Origin of the sequence: Zoogloea sp., from assembly GCF_044344315.1 — a bacterium.
Taxonomy (GTDB): domain Bacteria; phylum Pseudomonadota; class Gammaproteobacteria; order Burkholderiales; family Rhodocyclaceae; genus Zoogloea.
Map to the genome: position 1 here is coordinate 1 of NZ_JBIJDC010000014.1, position 16,211 is coordinate 16,211.

General features: G+C 61.1%; 17 protein-coding genes. 9 read left to right on the top strand and 8 right to left on the bottom strand.

Going from position 1 to position 16,211, the window contains the following annotated elements:
* From ACIQ09_RS04750 to ACIQ09_RS04760, 3 genes are all read left to right on the top strand, one after another.
* A partial coding sequence (locus ACIQ09_RS04750; protein ID WP_398306727.1) for an Hsp70 family protein occupies positions 1–784 on the top strand: 784 nt, incomplete at its 5' end.
* A 114-nt stretch (positions 785–898) separates the two neighbouring features.
* Positions 899–2,032 (top strand): molecular chaperone DnaJ, encoded by a 1,134-nt coding sequence (gene dnaJ, locus ACIQ09_RS04755; protein ID WP_398306729.1) that lies wholly within the window; start codon positions 899–901, stop codon positions 2,030–2,032.
* Between the two features lie 143 nt (positions 2,033–2,175).
* Positions 2,176–3,330, top strand: a complete 1,155-nt coding sequence (locus ACIQ09_RS04760; protein ID WP_398306731.1) for an ABC transporter substrate-binding protein — start codon at positions 2,176–2,178, stop codon at positions 3,328–3,330.
* Positions 3,331–3,401: 71 nt separating this feature from the next.
* Here ACIQ09_RS04760 and cysS read toward each other — a convergent pair whose 3' ends face one another.
* Entirely contained in the window at positions 3,402–4,784 is a 1,383-nt protein-coding gene (gene cysS, locus ACIQ09_RS04765; protein WP_398306733.1) for a cysteine--tRNA ligase, read from the bottom strand.
* Between the two features lie 222 nt (positions 4,785–5,006).
* On the opposite strand from cysS, the gene ACIQ09_RS04770 reads away from it, so the two are divergent.
* The 5 genes from ACIQ09_RS04770 to ACIQ09_RS04790 are packed head-to-tail and all read left to right on the top strand — an operon-like array spanning position 5,007 to position 9,205.
* Positions 5,007–6,113, top strand: a complete 1,107-nt coding sequence (locus ACIQ09_RS04770; protein ID WP_398306735.1) for a tetratricopeptide repeat protein — start codon at positions 5,007–5,009, stop codon at positions 6,111–6,113.
* The gene (locus ACIQ09_RS04775; RefSeq protein WP_398306737.1) at positions 6,113–7,309 is read left to right on the top strand and encodes a murein L,D-transpeptidase family protein; all 1,197 of its coding nucleotides are present in this window, start codon (positions 6,113–6,115) and stop codon (positions 7,307–7,309) included. Before ACIQ09_RS04770 ends, ACIQ09_RS04775 begins: the two co-directional genes overlap by 1 nt.
* 38 nt (positions 7,310–7,347) lie before the next feature.
* The gene (locus ACIQ09_RS04780; RefSeq protein ID WP_398306739.1) at positions 7,348–7,917 is read left to right on the top strand and encodes a peptidylprolyl isomerase; all 570 of its coding nucleotides are present in this window, start codon (positions 7,348–7,350) and stop codon (positions 7,915–7,917) included.
* A 28-nt stretch (positions 7,918–7,945) separates the two neighbouring features.
* Positions 7,946–8,440, top strand: coding sequence for a peptidylprolyl isomerase (locus tag ACIQ09_RS04785; protein ID WP_398306741.1), 495 nt, complete (start codon positions 7,946–7,948; stop codon positions 8,438–8,440).
* A 27-nt stretch (positions 8,441–8,467) separates the two neighbouring features.
* A complete protein-coding gene (locus ACIQ09_RS04790) occupies positions 8,468–9,205 on the top strand; it encodes a UDP-2,3-diacylglucosamine diphosphatase (protein ID WP_398306743.1) in 738 nt (245 codons plus the stop codon).
* A 6-nt stretch (positions 9,206–9,211) separates the two neighbouring features.
* Here the strand turns inward: ACIQ09_RS04790 and ACIQ09_RS04795 are convergent, their stop codons facing one another.
* Entirely contained in the window at positions 9,212–10,402 is a 1,191-nt protein-coding gene (locus ACIQ09_RS04795) for an O-succinylhomoserine sulfhydrylase (protein WP_398306745.1), read from the bottom strand.
* Positions 10,399–11,868: an amidophosphoribosyltransferase gene (gene purF, locus ACIQ09_RS04800; RefSeq protein WP_398306841.1), complete on the bottom strand. Its 1,470-nt coding sequence runs from the start codon at positions 11,866–11,868 to the stop codon at positions 10,399–10,401. The genes ACIQ09_RS04795 and purF overlap by 4 nt, the downstream gene beginning before the upstream one ends.
* Between purF and ACIQ09_RS04805 the strand changes: the two genes are divergently transcribed.
* Entirely contained in the window at positions 11,800–11,952 is a 153-nt protein-coding gene (locus tag ACIQ09_RS04805) for a hypothetical protein (protein WP_398306849.1), read from the top strand. The genes purF and ACIQ09_RS04805 overlap by 69 nt on opposite strands.
* Here ACIQ09_RS04805 and ACIQ09_RS04810 read toward each other — a convergent pair.
* The 5 genes from ACIQ09_RS04810 to trpA are packed head-to-tail and all read right to left on the bottom strand — an operon-like array spanning position 11,939 to position 16,188.
* Positions 11,939–12,430, bottom strand: a complete 492-nt coding sequence (locus ACIQ09_RS04810) for a CvpA family protein (RefSeq protein ID WP_398306747.1) — start codon at positions 12,428–12,430, stop codon at positions 11,939–11,941. The genes ACIQ09_RS04805 and ACIQ09_RS04810 overlap by 14 nt on opposite strands.
* A gap of 10 nt (positions 12,431–12,440) precedes the next feature.
* The gene (locus tag ACIQ09_RS04815; RefSeq protein ID WP_398306749.1) at positions 12,441–13,214 is read right to left on the bottom strand and encodes an SPOR domain-containing protein; all 774 of its coding nucleotides are present in this window, start codon (positions 13,212–13,214) and stop codon (positions 12,441–12,443) included.
* A gap of 16 nt (positions 13,215–13,230) precedes the next feature.
* A complete protein-coding gene (folC, locus tag ACIQ09_RS04820) occupies positions 13,231–14,502 on the bottom strand; it encodes a bifunctional tetrahydrofolate synthase/dihydrofolate synthase (RefSeq protein ID WP_398306751.1) in 1,272 nt (423 codons plus the stop codon).
* Between the two features lies 1 nt (position 14,503).
* The gene (gene accD, locus ACIQ09_RS04825) at positions 14,504–15,379 is read right to left on the bottom strand and encodes an acetyl-CoA carboxylase, carboxyltransferase subunit beta (protein WP_299884096.1); all 876 of its coding nucleotides are present in this window, start codon (positions 15,377–15,379) and stop codon (positions 14,504–14,506) included.
* Positions 15,376–16,188 carry a tryptophan synthase subunit alpha gene (gene trpA / locus ACIQ09_RS04830; protein ID WP_398306754.1) on the bottom strand — a complete coding sequence of 271 codons (813 nt, stop codon included), beginning with the start codon at positions 16,186–16,188 and terminating at the stop codon, positions 15,376–15,378. Before trpA ends, accD begins: the two co-directional genes overlap by 4 nt.
* Between the last annotated feature and the right edge of the window lie 23 nt (positions 16,189–16,211).

Consider the following 16,211-nt stretch of genomic DNA (forward strand, 5'->3'; position numbering starts at 1 on the left):
AGGCGAAGTCAAGGACGTACTGCTGCTCGACGTGTCCCCCCTGTCCCTGGGCATCGAGACCCTGGGCGGCGTGATGACCAAGCTGATCCAGAAGAACACCACGATCCCGACCAAGGCTTCGCAGGTCTTCTCCACCGCCGACGACAACCAGAACGCAGTCACCATCCACGTGCTGCAGGGTGAGCGCGAAATGGCCTCCGGCAACAAGAGCCTGGGCCAGTTCAACCTGTCCGATATCCCGCCGGCTCCGCGCGGCATGCCGCAAATCGAAGTCACTTTCGACATCGACGCCAACGGCATCCTGCATGTGTCCGCCAAGGACAAGGCCACCGGCAAGGAAAACAAGATCACCATCAAGGCCAACTCCGGCTTGTCTGATGACGAGATCCAGCGCATGGTGCGCGACGCCGAGGCCCACGCCGAGGAGGACAAGAAGGCACACGAACTGGTTGATGCCCGCAACCAGCTCGATACTCTGGTGCACTCCGTGAAGAAGGCCCTGGCCGAGCACGGTGACAAGATCGGCGACGACAAGGCCAAGATCGAAGCGGCCATCGCCGAAGCCGAGGAAGCCATCAAGTCCGGCGACAAGGCAGCCATCGACGCCAAGAGCGAAGCCCTCGGCACCATCAGCCAGAAGCTCGGTGAGCACATCTACGCTCAGGCCCAGGCAGAAGCTGCCGGAGGCGCAGCTGGTGGCGCTGGAGCATCGGCCAGTGGCGCCAAGGCCAATGACCCGGACGTGGTGGACGCCGAATTCACCGAGGTGAAGGACAAGAAGTAAGCCCGTCTGGCTGAACAACTGATCAGCCGACCCGACAGATCCGGCCGAGCCCCTGCCGGTGCGCCTTGCACCGCTCGGCTCGGCCTTTACGCAATATAGCCAGAGCACCCAAACATGGCGAAACGGGATTTATACGAGATCCTCGGCGTCAATCGTGACGCCTCCGAGGACGAACTGAAAAAGGCCTACCGCAAGCTGGCCATGAAGCACCATCCGGACCGCAATCCGGACAACAAGGACGCTGAAGACAAGTTCAAGGAGGCCAAAGAGGCCTACGAGATCCTGACCGACGCCAACAAGCGCGCCGCCTACGACCGCTACGGCCATGCCGGCGTCGACCAATCCGTGGGCGGCGGAGGCGGTGGTGGCCAGGGCTTTGACGGCTTCGCTGACGCCTTCGGTGACATCTTCGGCGACATCTTTGGTGGCGGCGGTGGTGGCGGGCGTGGTCGCTCCAACGTCTACCGCGGAGCCGACCTGCGCTACAACCTCGAGATCACGCTTGAAGAGGCCGCACGGGGTGCCGAGAAGACCATCCGCATCCCGGCCCTGGAAGAGTGCGACACCTGTCACGGCAGCGGCGCCAAACCCGGCACTCAACCCAAGACCTGCCCCACCTGCGGTGGTGCGGGCCAGGTTCGCATCCAGCAAGGCTTCTTCTCCATCCAGCAAACCTGCCCCAAGTGTCACGGCAGTGGCCGCATCATCCCCGAGCCCTGCACATCCTGCGGTGGTGCGGGTCGAGTCAAACGCCAGAAGACTCTGGAGGTGAAAATTCCGGCGGGCATCGATGACGGCATGCGTCTGCGTCACGGTGGCCATGGCGAACCCGGCGTCAATGGCGGGCCGGCCGGCGATCTCTACGTGGAGATCCACATCAAGCAGCACCCGGTGTTCCAGCGCGATGGTGACGACCTGCATTGCGAGATGCCGATCAGCTTCACCACGGCTGCACTGGGTGGCGAGATCGAGATTCCCACCCTCGACGGTGCGGCTAACATCCGCATTCCTGCGGAGACCCAAAGTGCCAAGGTGTTCCGTCTGCGCGGCAAGGGGATTCGCAACGTGCGCAACCATGCCCCGGGCGACCTGATGGTCCACGTGATCGTCGAAACGCCGGTCAAGCTGACCGAACGCCAGAAGGAATTGCTGCGGGAGTTCGACGAGATCGCCTCAAGCAATGCAGAGCGCCACAATCCGAAAGCCAAATCCTGGATGGATAAAGTGAAGGATTTCTTCAGCGCCTAAAGCACCCCGCATTGCTGCACTGCGACACAAAAAACACTGGCCGCCGCTCCTGGAGCAGCGGCCAGTGTCTTTTACGAAACACTTTCCTTTTTAACCTATACTCGGCTCCGCCAGCATTTCCATCACATTGAGCCACACCCATCATGCTTATCCATTCCATCAAGTCGCTGATCGCCACCGTGAGCACCGGTCTGATGTTCGCCGCCGGCGGAGCAGCACACGCTGCCGATCCGGGTATCAGCGAGGGCACTATCACTCTGGGCATGTCCGCGCCCTTTTCGGGCCCCAACGGCGCCTATGGCAAGGAAATGAAAGAGGGCGCGATGGCGTACTTTGCGCAGCTGAATGCAGCGGGTGGCATCCACGGCAGAAAGGTGGAGCTCCTTGCCCTGGATGATGGTTATGAAACTGAAAAGACGGTTGCCAACACCCGCAAGCTGATCAATGAGCAGAAAATCTTTGCCTTGATGGCTTACTACGGTTCCTCACCCACTACGGAGGCCATGAAGGTCTTCTCCGAAGCACGGGTTCCGCTTATTGGCACCATCAGCGGCGCCGGCAGTCTGCGCACGCCCGTCAATCGCTACATGTTTCACCTGCGCGCCAGCTACGCCGACGAAACTGAAGCCATTGTCAATCACCTTGTCGGGCTCGGCATCACCCAGATCGCGGTGTTCTACCAAAATGATGGCTTCGGCAAATCCGGACTGGATGGCGTGGTCGCAACCCTGGCCCGCCACAAGCTAAAGCCCGTTGCCGTTGGTTCGGTCGAGCGTAATTCTCTTGATGTTGCCACCGCCGTCACACAGATCGCCAAGGGCACCCCCCAAGCAGTGATCATGGCGACGCTTTACAAGCCAACCGCAGAGTTCGTCCGCCAAATGCGCAAGGCTGGCCAGATGCCCCAGTTCTCCACCTTGTCGCCCATTGGTGCCGATCTGCTCGTCGCCGAGATGGGCGCCAAGGAAGCCCATGGAATCGGCATCTCCCAAGTCATGCCCTACCCGTGGAACGACACCACCCCGGTGGTGAAGGAATATCACAAGGCCGTTCAAGCCTATGCCAAACATGGCAACTACAGCTATTACGGCATCGAAGGCTTCCTCAATGCCAAGCTGATGGCAGAGGCGCTGAAGAAAGTGGGAAAGGACCCCACCCGTGAGAAGCTTGTCAGCACCCTGGAAAGCGGCACTTTCGACCTCGGCGGATACCGAATCGGCTACTCCCCCACCAGCCATAACGGATCACGCTTCGTCGATCTGACCGTGCTGGGCAGGGACGGACGCGTCCTGCGCTGACACAGCCAGAACTCTGAAATGAATCAGGCCACCTTCCGTGGCCTGATTCATTTCCACTACTTCAACAGCAATCAGGCACGGCGCCAGATCGTCCCTTGAGCGGTATCTTCAAGGGCAATTCCCTCGGCCAGCAATTCAGCGCGAATCCGGTCGGCCTCAGCAAAGTTCCGCGCTTTTTTGGCGGCAATCCGCGCCTCAATCCGGGCTTCGATGGATGCCGCATCATCGCCGGAACTGTCAGCGCCTCCCTGCAGGAAGGCCGTGGGATCCTGCTCAAGAAGGCCCAGCACCTTGCCCAGCGCCTTGAGCAGACCCGCCACCTCGGCGGACTGGCTCCGGTTTGCCTCGGCGGCAAGATCGAAGAGGACAGACAGCGCCTCTGCGGTATTGAAATCATCGTCCATGGCCAGCTTGAAACGAGCAGCCATGGGTGCGGACCAATCCACTGCGGGCAGCTCCACCGGCGGCACGTTGCGCAGCGCGGTGTAAAGACGAGAGAGCGCATTGCGCGCATCCACAAGGTGGGCGTCGGAATAATTGAGCGGGCTTCTGTAATGGGCGCGCAGGATGAAGAAACGCACCACCTCCGGCGCGTACTCCTTGAGTACATCACGAATGGTGAAGAAGTTGCCCAGACTCTTGGACATCTTTTCGTCGTCCACCCGGACGAACCCGTTGTGCATCCAGTAATTCACGAAAGAGCACTGGTGCGCCCCCTCGCTCTGGGCAATCTCGTTCTCATGGTGAGGAAACTGCAGGTCGGCACCACCACCATGAATGTCAAATTGCGCGCCAAGCAACTCGGAACTCATCGCCGAGCACTCGATGTGCCAACCGGGCCGGCCAGTCCCCCACGGGGAGTTCCATTTGACCTCATCGGGCTCATCTGCGCGGGCATGCTTCCACAGCACGAAATCCAGGGGATCGTGCTTGCCACCGGCCACCTCGACGCGCTCCCCCGCCCGCAACTCGTCGAGAGACTTGCCGGACAGCTTGCCGTAACCTTCAAACTTGCGCACCGCAAAGCAGACATCCTCGTTGTCCGCCTTGTAAGCAAGGCCATGCCCGACGAGTTCGCCGATCAGCTTCTGCATCGGCTCAACGTACTCGGTCGCCCGAGGCTCGTGATCAGGGCGCTGCACCCCAAGCGCGTCCGCATCTTCATGCATCGCAGCAATGAACCGGTCGGTCAGCGCACGAATGCTCTCGCCGTTCTCACCGGCGCGCTTGATGATCTTGTCGTCGATATCAGTGATATTGCGCACATAGGTGACCGTGTAGTCACTCGACCGCAGCCAGCGCACCACCATGTCGAACACCACCATCACCCGCGCATGCCCCAGATGGCAGTAGTCGTAGACCGTCATCCCGCAGACATACATGCGGACCTTACCGGGCTCAATGGGAGTGAACTGCTCTTTCTTGCGGGAAAGGGAGTTATGAATTTTCAACATGAGAGAGACCGCACTGAAACCGTAGGATTAAGGATGTGACCGTATGGCTGCGTGAGCAGATAATCCATAACAGGCCTGCAGAGCCATTCACTGGGCCCTGCATGGAAGAAACCGGGAGGCGCTCATGGTAGGCAGCGGAGCTTCTTGATAAAATGCGCAGCTGGTAATCAACCTGAAAACAACAGCCCCCGCGTGCCCGCGCGCGCCGGCGAATCATATCACATGTCAAAACGAGCCCTGGCCGCCACCCTGCTTCTCGCAAGTCTGATCTGCAGCCCTGTCCGGGCCGACCCCATCCAGGATCTGCAAGCCCTGGTCAAACAGGGACAATTCTCCCAGGCCCTTGAACGCGCAGACAGCATTCTCGCCTCCAAGCCGCGGGACGCTCAGGTCCGTTTTCTCAAGGGAGTTGTACTGTCCGAACTCAACCGCGGTGCCGAGGCCATCGTAGTGTTCCAGACGTTGACCGAGGACTACCCCGAACTCCCCGAGCCTTACAACAATCTGGCTGTGCTGTACGCTCAACAGCGCCAGTACGACAAAGCACGCAACGCCCTCGAGATGGCCATTCGCACCCATCCGAGCTATGCAACGGCCCATGAGAACCTGGGCGACATCTACGCCCGTCTGGCGAGCCAGGCTTATGACAAGGCCCTTGCGCTCGACTCCTCCAATGTCGCGGCCCAGAACAAGCTTGCCCTGATCCGGGAGATGATCAGCGTTGCCGGCAGCAAGTCCGGACGTCCGGCAGCACCGGCAGTCGCTGCGGCGCCGGCGCCCAGGCCCATGACGCCCCCCGTGGCAGTGGCACCGACTCCAGCCAAGCCTGCGCCAGCCGCGATGGCCCCTACCCCCGCGGTCATCGCCTCGGCCAAGCCAGCCGCGACCCCTGCCCCTGTTACGCCTGCGCCGACACCCGCCCCTGTCGTCAAGGAAGAGCCCAAGCCCGTCGCCAAGCGACCAGAGCCCAAGGACGAAACCCCACCCCAGGCAGCCGCCATTTCCAAGGCCATACAGAACTGGGCAGGCGCCTGGGCGCGCAAGGACGTCAAGTCCTACCTGGGCCACTACGCACGCGACTTCGATCCACCCAAGGGGCTGAACCGCAAGGCCTGGGAAGAAGAACGCACCCAGCGCCTCACCAAGCCGGGCACCATCGAAGTTGACCTGGAGAACGTCAAGGTCGTATCCGTCAATGGCGATCGCGCCACCGTCAAACTTCGTCAGCACTATCGCTCCGCGAACCTGTCCACCTCCTCCAACAAGACACTCAATCTCATCAATCAGGACGGCAAGTGGGTCATCCAGCAGGAGCGGGTCGGCGGTTGATGCACCGTTTGTGGGTCACCTTGTGCTCAGGGCTGGCTCTCGCCTTTGTTTGTATCCCTCTCGTAGCCTCTGGCTCGGGAGGCACCGGCGCGACTGCCGCCGATGCAGACGGGGCCCTGGGCGAGGTAATTCGTGCCATCGAGCAGCGCAAGACCGACGAAGCCCTCAAGAAAGTGGACGCGCTGCTGGTGCGCCACCCCAATTTTCGCCTAGCGCACCTGATCCGGGGCGATCTCCTCCTGGCCCGTACGCGCCCCCTGAGCACCTTCGGCAATTCGCCGGATGCCCCTGCCGAGAAACTCGCCGACCTGCGTGAAGAAGCCGTTGCGCGCCTCAAGGCCTACCGCAACCGCCCGCCCAGTAATTACGTCCCCCGCTACCTGCTGCAGATGGAGCCCGATCAGAAGTTCGCGATCGTGGTGGACACCCAGCGCTCCCGGCTTTACATCTACCAGAACGACAGTGGGCGCCCGCGCTTTGTGGCGGACTACTACATCGCCCATGGCAAGCTCGGTGCAGAGAAGACACGCGAAGGCGACAAACGCACGCCGGTCGGTGTTTACCATGTCACCGCCAACCTGCCGCGCCAGAAGCTTTCCGACTTCTACGGCAGCGGAGCCTTTCCGATCAATTACCCCAACGAGTGGGATCGACAGCAGGGGCGCAACGGGCACGGAATCTGGCTGCACGGCACCCCGAGCGACACGTACTCTCGACCACCCCGCGCCTCGGATGGCTGCGTAGTGCTGACCAATCAGGATCTGGATGCCCTTTCCGGCTACCTGCAAGTCGGCCTGACGCCGGTCATCATCAGCAACACCATCGAATGGCTAAGCCTTGACGACTGGGCCAGCGAGCGCAGCGCCCTGAACCGTGAGATCGAGGCCTGGCGCAAGGACTGGGAAAGCCGCGACGTTGATCGCTACCTTGCCCATTATTCCCGGTCATTCCGCAACAACGAAGGCGATTTCGCTCAGTGGTCCCAACAAAAGCGTCTGGTAGCGAAAAGCAAGAGCTGGGTCAAGGTGGACCTGAGCAAGCTCAGCGTCTTCCGTAATCCAGGGAAGGAAGACATGATAGTCGTCACCTTCGAACAGGATTACCGCAGCAACAACCTCTCCAACGTCCTGAAGAAACGCCAGTACTGGATCAAGGAAGGCGGACGCTGGAAGATCATTTATGAAGGCTTCGCCTGACCGCGAAGCGCATAGCACAGACCTCACACAGGACACCCATGAAAAAAATCCTCATCGCCGTTGCCTTGGCCGGCAACGCCCTCCTCGCCGCTGCTGCCAATCCCTTGGTCGAGCTCAAAACCAGTGCCGGCAATGTCGTGCTCGAGCTCTACCCGGAGAAAGCGCCCAAGACTGTCGCCAACTTTCTTGAATACGTGAAGAGCGGCCATTACAACGGCCTGATCTTCCATCGAGTGATCAACGGCTTCATGATCCAGGGCGGAGGCATGAACAGCGCCATGGAAGAGAAGGCGACCCGCGCCCCCGTCGAAAACGAAGGCAAGAACGGCCTCAAGAATGACGCGGGCAGCATTGCCATGGCCCGTACCCAGAACCCGCACTCCGCCACTGCCCAGTTCTTCATCAACCTTGAAGACAACCGGTCCCTCAACTACCCGTCCCCGGACGGCTGGGGCTATACCGTTTTTGGCAAGGTGACGGAAGGTATGGACGTAGTCCGCAAGATCGGCAAGGAACAGACAACCACCCGCGGTTTCCATCGGGACGTGCCGGCCACCCCGATCCTTATTGAATCGGCCCGCCAGCTGCCCGAAAAAGCTGCCAAGTAACGACCCCTCTTTCCAACAGGAGCACCCCATGGCTGTCAAACTCACCACCAACCACGGCGACATCGTTCTCGAACTGGACGCCGAAAAAGCCCCCGAGACGGTCAAGAACTTCCTGGCCTACGTCGAAGCCGGCCACTACAACAACACCGTCTTCCATCGCGTGATCAACGGCTTCATGATCCAGGGTGGCGGTTTCGAGCCCGGCATGAAGCAGAAGCCCTGCGGTGAACCCATCCAGAACGAGGCCAACAATGGCCTCAAGAACGATGTAGGCACCATTGCCATGGCCCGCACCAACGCCCCCCACTCGGCCACCGCCCAGTTCTTCATCAACATCGCCGACAACGACTTCCTCAACCACCGCTCCCCCGACATGCAGGGCTGGGGCTACTGCGTGTTCGGCAAGGTCAGCGAAGGCATGGACGTGGTCGAAAAGATCAAGGGCGTCAAGACCGGCACCAGCGGCTTCCATCAGGATGTTCCCAAGGAAGACGTGATCATCCAGAGCGCGGAAATCATCTAAGCAGATTCACAAAGGGGCGATCGGCGCATGCAAGCTCATTTCATTTCCGACCTGCATCTTACGGTCGACCGCCCCGCGCTGACTGCGGTCTTCGAGCGCTACCTCGCAGGCCGGGCCAGGGATGCCGACGTGCTCTACATCCTGGGTGATCTTTACGAATACTGGGCAGGGGACGACGATCATGACGATCCCCTGAACAGTGCTCTGGCAGCGCAACTGGCCAGGCTGGCCGACGGCGGCACCCGGATCCACTTCATGCCGGGCAACCGGGACTTCCTGATCGGCGCGGACTTCGCGCATCGGGCTCACCTGGAGATCCTACCCGAACCATCCCTGATCCACCTGGGCACGCAGGCAGTGCTGCTGTGTCATGGTGACAGCCTGTGCACGGACGATGTGGCTTACCAGGCGTTTCGTGGGCAGGTGCGCACACAGGCCTACCAGGCCCAATTTCTCAGCCAACCCCTGGCCGCCCGCAAGCAGTTCATCGCCGGCATACGCCAGAAGAGCGAAGCCGCCAAGGCAGTCAAGAGCGCCGAAATCATGGATGCCAACGAAGAGGCCATCGTTGCCCTGCTCCGCGGGCACGGGTATCCGGCCCTGGTTCATGGCCACACTCATCGGCCGGCCCAGCATCACGTAAGCGTGGATGGCCACACCTGCGAACGCTGGGTACTGGCCGACTGGCGGGAAAATGAAGGAAAGGCGAGCGGAGAAGTGCTCGTGTGGGCTGACGGGATGTTCTCCCGTCAATCCCTCGAATGAAGCCAATCAGGCGATAAGTGCCAGACCACGGGCCAGATCGGCCTTGAGGTCATCAACAGACTCCAGCCCCACCGCAATACGCAGCAGACTCTCCCGAATCCCGGAGGCCTCACGCGCTTCAGGCGAGATGCGGCCGTGGGTCGTCGATGCCGGATGGGTCAAGGTTGTCTTGGTATCCCCAAGATTGGCGGTGATCGACACGATGCGCGTCGCGTCCACTACCTTCCAGGCCTCTTCCCGCCCGCCGTTCACCTCGAAGCTGACGATCGCGCCGCCGCTGCTCTGCTGCCGGCAGGCCAGTTCATACTGGGGATGGGACGGCAAACCCGGGTAATGCACCCGGGCCACCTGCGGCTGGGCTTCAAGCCAGCTAGCCAGCTCATGGGCTGCGGCAGACTGCGCCGTCATGCGGATACGCAAGGTTTCAAGCCCCTTGAGAATTACCCACGCATTGAACGGAGAAATGCATGGCCCAGCGGTACGCAGGAACTTGAACACCTCATCCACCAGGGCCTTGCTGCCACATACCGCACCACCCAGCACCCGCCCCTGACCATCCAGGTACTTGGTAGCCGAGTGGATCACCAGATCAGCCCCCAGCTTGAGGGGCTGCTGCAGGGCCGGCGAGCAGAAGCAGTTGTCGACCGCCAGCAACACGCCCGCCTCATGGGCAATGGCGGCCACTGCCGGAATATCCACCAACTCAGTGAGCGGATTGGACGGAGACTCGACAAAGAACAAACGCGTTTTCGGCGTCACCGCAGCGCGGTAGGCATCCAGGTCGGTGGCCGGCACGAAGGTGGTTTCAATACCGAAGCGCGACAGAATGTTGCCAAAGAGCTGCTGCGTGGCACCGAACAGGCCACGGGACGCCACGATGTGATCACCGGCACTGAGCAAGGCCATCACGGTGGACATGATCGCCGCCATCCCGGATGCCGTCGCCACGCAGGCCTCGGCCCCTTCCAGGGCCGCCAGGCGCTGCTGCATCGCAGTCACGGTCGGATTGGTGAAGCGGGCGTAAACGTTCCCCTCTTCCTCCCCGGAGAAACGCGCGGCCGCCTGGGCTGCGCTATCGAAGACGAAGCTGGAAGTGAGATACAGGGCTTCGGAATGCTCGTTGAACTGACTGCGCTCGATCCCTGAGCGCACTGCGAGCGTATCGAGGTCCAGCCCTTCAGTTGAATGCTGGCTCAACTTTCGCTCCGGGACACAAGATTGAGGTCCATCTGACCGCCGCCGTCCTCATTGACCGAACTTCCCGCGGCATCATTACGCTGGGTCTCAACGCCAGTGAGATACTCTTGGGTCACATCGCCAGTCACATAGAAGCCGTCGAAACACGAGGTTTCGAAGACCGAGATGGCCGGATTGATTGCCTGAACTGCCAGCTTCAGATCATCGAGATCCTGATAGATCAGGGCATCGGCACCGATTTCGGCACAGATCTCTTCCTCAGTGCGGTCGCTCGCAATCAGTTCGCCCTTGGTCGGCATGTCGATACCGTACACGTTGGCGTAACGCACGGGGGGCGCCGCGGAGGCCATGAAGACCTTGCTCGCACCCGCATCCCGGGCCATCTGGACGATCTCGCGACTGGTCGTGCCCCGCACGATGGAATCGTCCACCAACAGAACATTCTTGCCCTTGAACTCCTGATGGATCGTGTTCAGCTTCTGGCGCACTGATTTCCGCCGGATCGCCTGGCCCGGCATGATGAAAGTACGGCCGATGTAGCGGTTCTTTACGAAGCCCTCGCGATACGGAACGTTCAACTGGTGAGCCATCTCCATGGCCGACGGGCGGCTGGAATCGGGGATGGGAATGACCACGTCCACCTTCAGGTGCGGCATCGTGGAGCGCAGCTTGCGGGCCAGAAACTCCCCCATCTTGATGCGTGCGTCGTATACCGAGATGCCGTCGATCAACGAATCAGGGCGGGCAAGATAAACGAACTCGAACATGCAAGGCGCGTGGACCGTATGGCCTGCACACTGGCGGCTGTGGAAACGACCTTCCGTATCGATGAGGATCGCCTCACCCGGCGCCACGTCGCGGACCAGCTTGAAGCCCATCACATCGAGGGCCACGCTCTCCGAGGCCACCAGCCATTCGGTGCCCTTGGGCGTATCGTTGCGTCCGATGACCAGAGGACGGATCCCATAGGGGTCGCGGAAGGCCAGCAGACCGGTACCGGAGATCATGGCCACCGTGGCGTAAGCACCGCGGCAACGGCGATGGACACCTGCAACTGCCGTGAAAACGGTCTCCTCGTCCAGACGGAAACTCTTCGCCGCGGCCTGCAGTTCGTGGGCAAGCACGTTCAGCAGCACTTCCGAATCGGAATTGGTGTTGATGTGACGCAGGTCGGAAAGAAACATCTCCCGCTTGAGCTCTTCGGAATTGGTGAGATTGCCGTTGTGGGCCAACATCAATCCGAAGGGCGAATTCACATAGAAGGGTTGCGCCTCGGCGGCAGCCGATGCCGAACCGGCGGTCGGGTAACGAACATGCGCAATACCCCAGTTGCCCGGCAGGTCGCGCATGTTACGGGTGCGGAATACATCACGAACAAGGCCTGAAGCCTTGTGCATGTGAAATTTTCCACCTTCCGCAGTGGCAATGCCAGCCGCATCCTGCCCCCGGTGCTGAAGCACCTGCAGACCGTCATAAAGAAGCTGATTGACGGGTGTCGTCGCTACTACGCCCAGAATCCCACACATTTCAAACCACCTATCGGTATCTAAGTCTATTTGCCAGAAGCTCGGGGAGCCACGGTCTGGAAGCCATCACGGCGGTTTCGAGCGGGGCCGACAACTGGGCCGCCTGCCACCACGCCTCCTTGGCAAAGCCGCCGACGCCGACGAGCAAGGCCACTGCAAAAATGATCACACCCCCACGCAACAGGCCAAAACAAGCCCCCAGGAAGCGGTCCGCAACACCCAGGCCAGCCGCGCGAATCAGTTCGCTCAACAGCCAGCGCACAAGCGCAACCACGATCAAGATGCTGACGAACACCAGCAGAAAAGCGGCGACGCCCTGGAGCAAAGGCTCCGAGACCCAGTTGGCCATGTACGGCTGAACGTCCGCCACGAAAGTCCTGGCCATCACGAAAGCCAGTATCCAGGCCCCCAGCGCCACGATCTCGGAAAGCAGGCCGCGCCAGAAACCCAGCGCAGCCGACAGCCCCAGCAGGCCCAAAAGGGCGTAATCAAGTCCGTTCAAGAGTCAGGCTTCAGGGTTTCGCCGCCACGGAGGCAGGAACGCCGAGGACCTTGCTGATCCGTGCAGCGGCCTTGTCGGCAGCAGCCTTGTTCGGAAAAGGACCGGCCCGAACACGCACCTTATCCCCGAGGACCTCCGTGTAGGAAGAATAGCCCTCAGCCTTAAGCTTGGCACGGAGTATGGAAACATTGCCCGCCTCACGGTAAGCGCCAAGCGAGACCACATGGGGGCTCTCCGGGCCACTTGCCTTGGGGGTAGTGCCCGCAAGCAGAGCCTTGGCGCGCGCAGCCTCTGCCTGAGCCTTTTCCTTTTCCCTTTCCTTCTCCCGCTCACGTTCCTTCTCCCGCTCTTTCTCCTTGAGCTTTGCGGCTTCGAGCTTGGGATCCGGCTTGGGCGGCGCTTCAGCCCGGGCCTCGGCCTTGGGTTGATCCGTCTTGCGGGGAGGCGGAATGAGTTCCTCGCCGGGCTTGAACACCGGGCTGTCCGACTCAAGCTCGGGCTTGCGACGAGCAACGTCATCCACTAAGGGAGGTGCGGTTTCCTCTGCGACTGCGCCTGCGACGGGCTGGCTCGGCGCCGGTCCCTTTCCGGTGATCACCCGGGAGGTGAAGTTACTCCCCTCCTGTCCGGGAATGCGGATCTGGACGTCCTGCAAGGGCGTGCGAGGCTCGTGATCCATCACCATCGGTAGAACGATGGCAGCAGCGAGGGCGAGCGCTGCGGATCCGACAAGGCGCCTGCGGGCGCGCTTTTTGAGGTCGACCTGGGAATCGTTGTCCGCCATCTTGCTGCTATACCAATTACGGGGCCTTCCGGGCGGCGAGCACGTCTGCCACGGTCAGGAATGAGCCAAAGACTACAATTCTATCACCCTCAGCAGCCTGCCCACGCGCCAGCGCGTAGGCCTCCTGTGGCGAGGCACACTCCGAAATGTCGCCGCCGACACCACATTCCCGGAGAATCACCGCGAGGCCTTGAGCGCCCAGGCCCCTGGGGCCTGGCAAACTGGCAACCACCCAATGATCGACACGATCCCTCAGCAAGCGGACCACCCCGGCCACATCCTTGTCGGCAAGCATCCCTATCACGGCCCAAGTTTCCGGAAAGAAACCCATGCTGGCGAGGTTCTCGTTGAGCACGCCGGCAGCCTGAGGGTTGTGGGCAACATCGAGCACTACTGTGGGACGACCTGGCAAGACCTGGAAGCGCCCGGGGAGCTCGACCAGCATGAACCCCTGCCGAACAGCCTGCATCGGGACGGGAAGAATGTCGCGTACAGCCTCACAGGCCGCCATCACCGCCGCCGCATTGAGCAACTGATTGGTGCCACGCAGTGACGGATAGGCCAGACCGCCCCGTCGGCTACCGCCAGCAGTCCAGAAAGCCCACTGATTCTGATCGCCGGAAAAACCGAAATCGCGTCCACTGACCCACAGCTTTGCGCCGATGGCTTCTGCGTGCTCAATCAGGGACGCCGGTGGCATGGGGTCACTGCAGATTGCCGGACAGCCGCTGCGGAAAATCCCGGCCTTTTCAAAACCGATCGCCTCACGGGTATCGCCAAGGTAGTCCATGTGATCCATGGCCACGCTGGTCACGATGGCACAATCGGGCTCGAACACATTGACCGCATCAAGGCGTCCGCCCAGACCTACCTCAAGGATGACAGCATCGAGCCCGGCACGAGAGAAGGCGACCCAGGCAGCCAGCGTCCCATGCTCAAAATACGTCAAGGGGATTTCGCCCCGCGCACGCTCGACATCCCCAAAGGCATCAACGAGCACGCTGTCGGAAACATCACGACCATCGATGCGAACCCGCTCGTTATAGTGCAACAAATGGGGCGAGGTATACACGCCCACCCGATATCCTGCAGCCAGCAGAACGGCCTCAAGCATGGCACAGGTGGACCCTTTTCCATTTGTGCCGCCCACCGTGAAAACCGGGCAAGTCTGGGGAAGCTGCAGGGCATCACGGACAGCGCGCACCCTGTCCAACCCGAGCTGGATGGACTGACCGTGGCGCGCCTCCAGCAGGCCTAGCCAACCATCAAGAGATTCAGGCAACTGCATATCAGGACGCAGTCGCGACGGAGGCCTGGCGGGTCAGCAGCGTGATGAGCTCCGACAGCCTGTCACGCAACTCGCGCCGATCGATGATCATGTCCAGCGCCCCCTTCTCAAGCAGGAACTCGGAACGCTGAAAGCCTGCAGGGAGAGTCTCCCGGACGGTCTGTTCGATCACACGCGGTCCGGCAAAGCCGATCAGGGCACCCGGCTCACCAATCACCAGATCCCCCATGAAAGCGAAGCTGGCCGAAACGCCACCCATGGTGGGATCTGTCAGAAGTGTGATGAAGGGCAACCGGCGCTCGGCGAGGCGGGTAATCGCCGCCGTGGTCTTGGCCATCTGCATCAGCGAAAACAGCCCTTCCTGCATCCGCGCTCCACCTGTCGCGGTCACGCAGATGAATGGCAGGCGCTGTTCAAGCGCAGCCTTGACGCCACGCACGAAACGCTCGCCAACCACCGAGCCCATCGAGCCGCCCAGAAACTCGAACTCAAAGCAGGCGACGATGACCGGTACGGTCTTGATCGCCCCCTGCACCACCACCAGCGCATCCGCTTCCCCGGTGTCTTCATTGGCGGCAGCCAGGCGATCAGGGTAACGCTTGGAGTCCTTGAACTTCAGGGGATCAACTGGGACGACCTCGGCGCCGATCTCGAAACGCCCCTCCGGATCAAGCAGAAAATCAATGCGCTGACGTGCACGGATACGCTGATGATGCCCGCACTTGGGACAGACGTTGAGGTTGCTCTCCAGATCCGATCGGTACAGCACCGCTTCGCAGGCCGGGCATTTGCTCCACAAGCCTTCCGGAATGGACTTCCGGGCAGACGGCGTCTCGCGCTTGATCTTTGGGGGCAGCAGTTTTTTCAGCCAGCTCATGCGCGCACTCCTGCTGCGTCAATGGCGTCCCGAATGCCCCGTGTGAATGCCTGCACTTTGGCAGGCGCGTCTTCACGCGTGCTGCTTTCGATCTCTTCGATGATACGGCTACCGATTACCACGGCATCGGCCAGGGCGGCAATTTTTGCCGCAGTCGCTCCGTCGCGGATGCCGAAACCGACTCCGACAGGCATGCCGACCCGTTGACGAATCGCCGGAATTCGACGGGCCACCTCATCCAGATCGAGAGTAGCTGAACCGGTAACACCCTTGAGGGAGACGTAATAGATGTAGCCGCTGCCTACCGCAGCCACGTCATCAAAGCGCTGCTCGGTGGACGTGGGCGCCAACAGGAAGACCGGATCCAGACCCGACGACTTGCAGGTTTCAGCAAAACCTCGGCACTCCTCGGGCGGATAATCCACCACCAGCACACCATCAGCACCGGCTTCAGCAGTCGCCTTGGCAAAGCGCTCGACCCCCATGGCCTCAATGGGATTGGCGTACCCCATCAGCACGATAGGTGTCTGATCGCCGGTCGCCCGGAAACTGCGGACGATATCCAGCACCTTGCGCATGCTCATGCCGGCAGCCAGGGCACGTTCGGAAGCACGCTGGATGGTAGGTCCATCCGCCATGGGGTCGGAAAACGGTACGCCGAGCTCGATAATGTCCGCACCTCCCGCCACAAGCGCCTGCATCAGCGGCAGGGTCATTTCGGGTGCGGGATCGCCAGCGGTGATGAAGGGAATGAGCGCCTTGCGCCCTTCGCTCTCCAGCCGCTTGAAAGTCTGTTGAATTCTGGACATGGATGAGTATCAATGGTCAGTGG

Bases quoted from the DNA above. Each gene is read 5' to 3' on its own strand.
- dnaJ (WP_398306729.1), top strand. From the start codon at position 899: ATGGCGAAACGGGATTTATACGAGATCCTCGGCGTCAATCGTGACGCC.
- accD (WP_299884096.1), bottom strand. From the start codon at position 15,379: ATGAGCTGGCTGAAAAAACTGCTGCCCCCAAAGATCAAGCGCGAGACG.
- ACIQ09_RS04790 (WP_398306743.1), top strand. From the start codon at position 8,468: ATGCAAGCTCATTTCATTTCCGACCTGCATCTTACGGTCGACCGCCCC.
- ACIQ09_RS04815 (WP_398306749.1), bottom strand. From the start codon at position 13,214: ATGGCGGACAACGATTCCCAGGTCGACCTCAAAAAGCGCGCCCGCAGG.
- ACIQ09_RS04785 (WP_398306741.1), top strand. From the start codon at position 7,946: ATGGCTGTCAAACTCACCACCAACCACGGCGACATCGTTCTCGAACTG.
- cysS (WP_398306733.1), bottom strand. From the start codon at position 4,784: ATGTTGAAAATTCATAACTCCCTTTCCCGCAAGAAAGAGCAGTTCACT.
- ACIQ09_RS04770 (WP_398306735.1), top strand. From the start codon at position 5,007: ATGTCAAAACGAGCCCTGGCCGCCACCCTGCTTCTCGCAAGTCTGATC.
- trpA (WP_398306754.1), bottom strand. From the start codon at position 16,188: ATGTCCAGAATTCAACAGACTTTCAAGCGGCTGGAGAGCGAAGGGCGC.
- ACIQ09_RS04775 (WP_398306737.1), top strand. From the start codon at position 6,113: ATGCACCGTTTGTGGGTCACCTTGTGCTCAGGGCTGGCTCTCGCCTTT.
- ACIQ09_RS04780 (WP_398306739.1), top strand. From the start codon at position 7,348: ATGAAAAAAATCCTCATCGCCGTTGCCTTGGCCGGCAACGCCCTCCTC.
- ACIQ09_RS04760 (WP_398306731.1), top strand. From the start codon at position 2,176: ATGCTTATCCATTCCATCAAGTCGCTGATCGCCACCGTGAGCACCGGT.
- folC (WP_398306751.1), bottom strand. From the start codon at position 14,502: ATGCAGTTGCCTGAATCTCTTGATGGTTGGCTAGGCCTGCTGGAGGCG.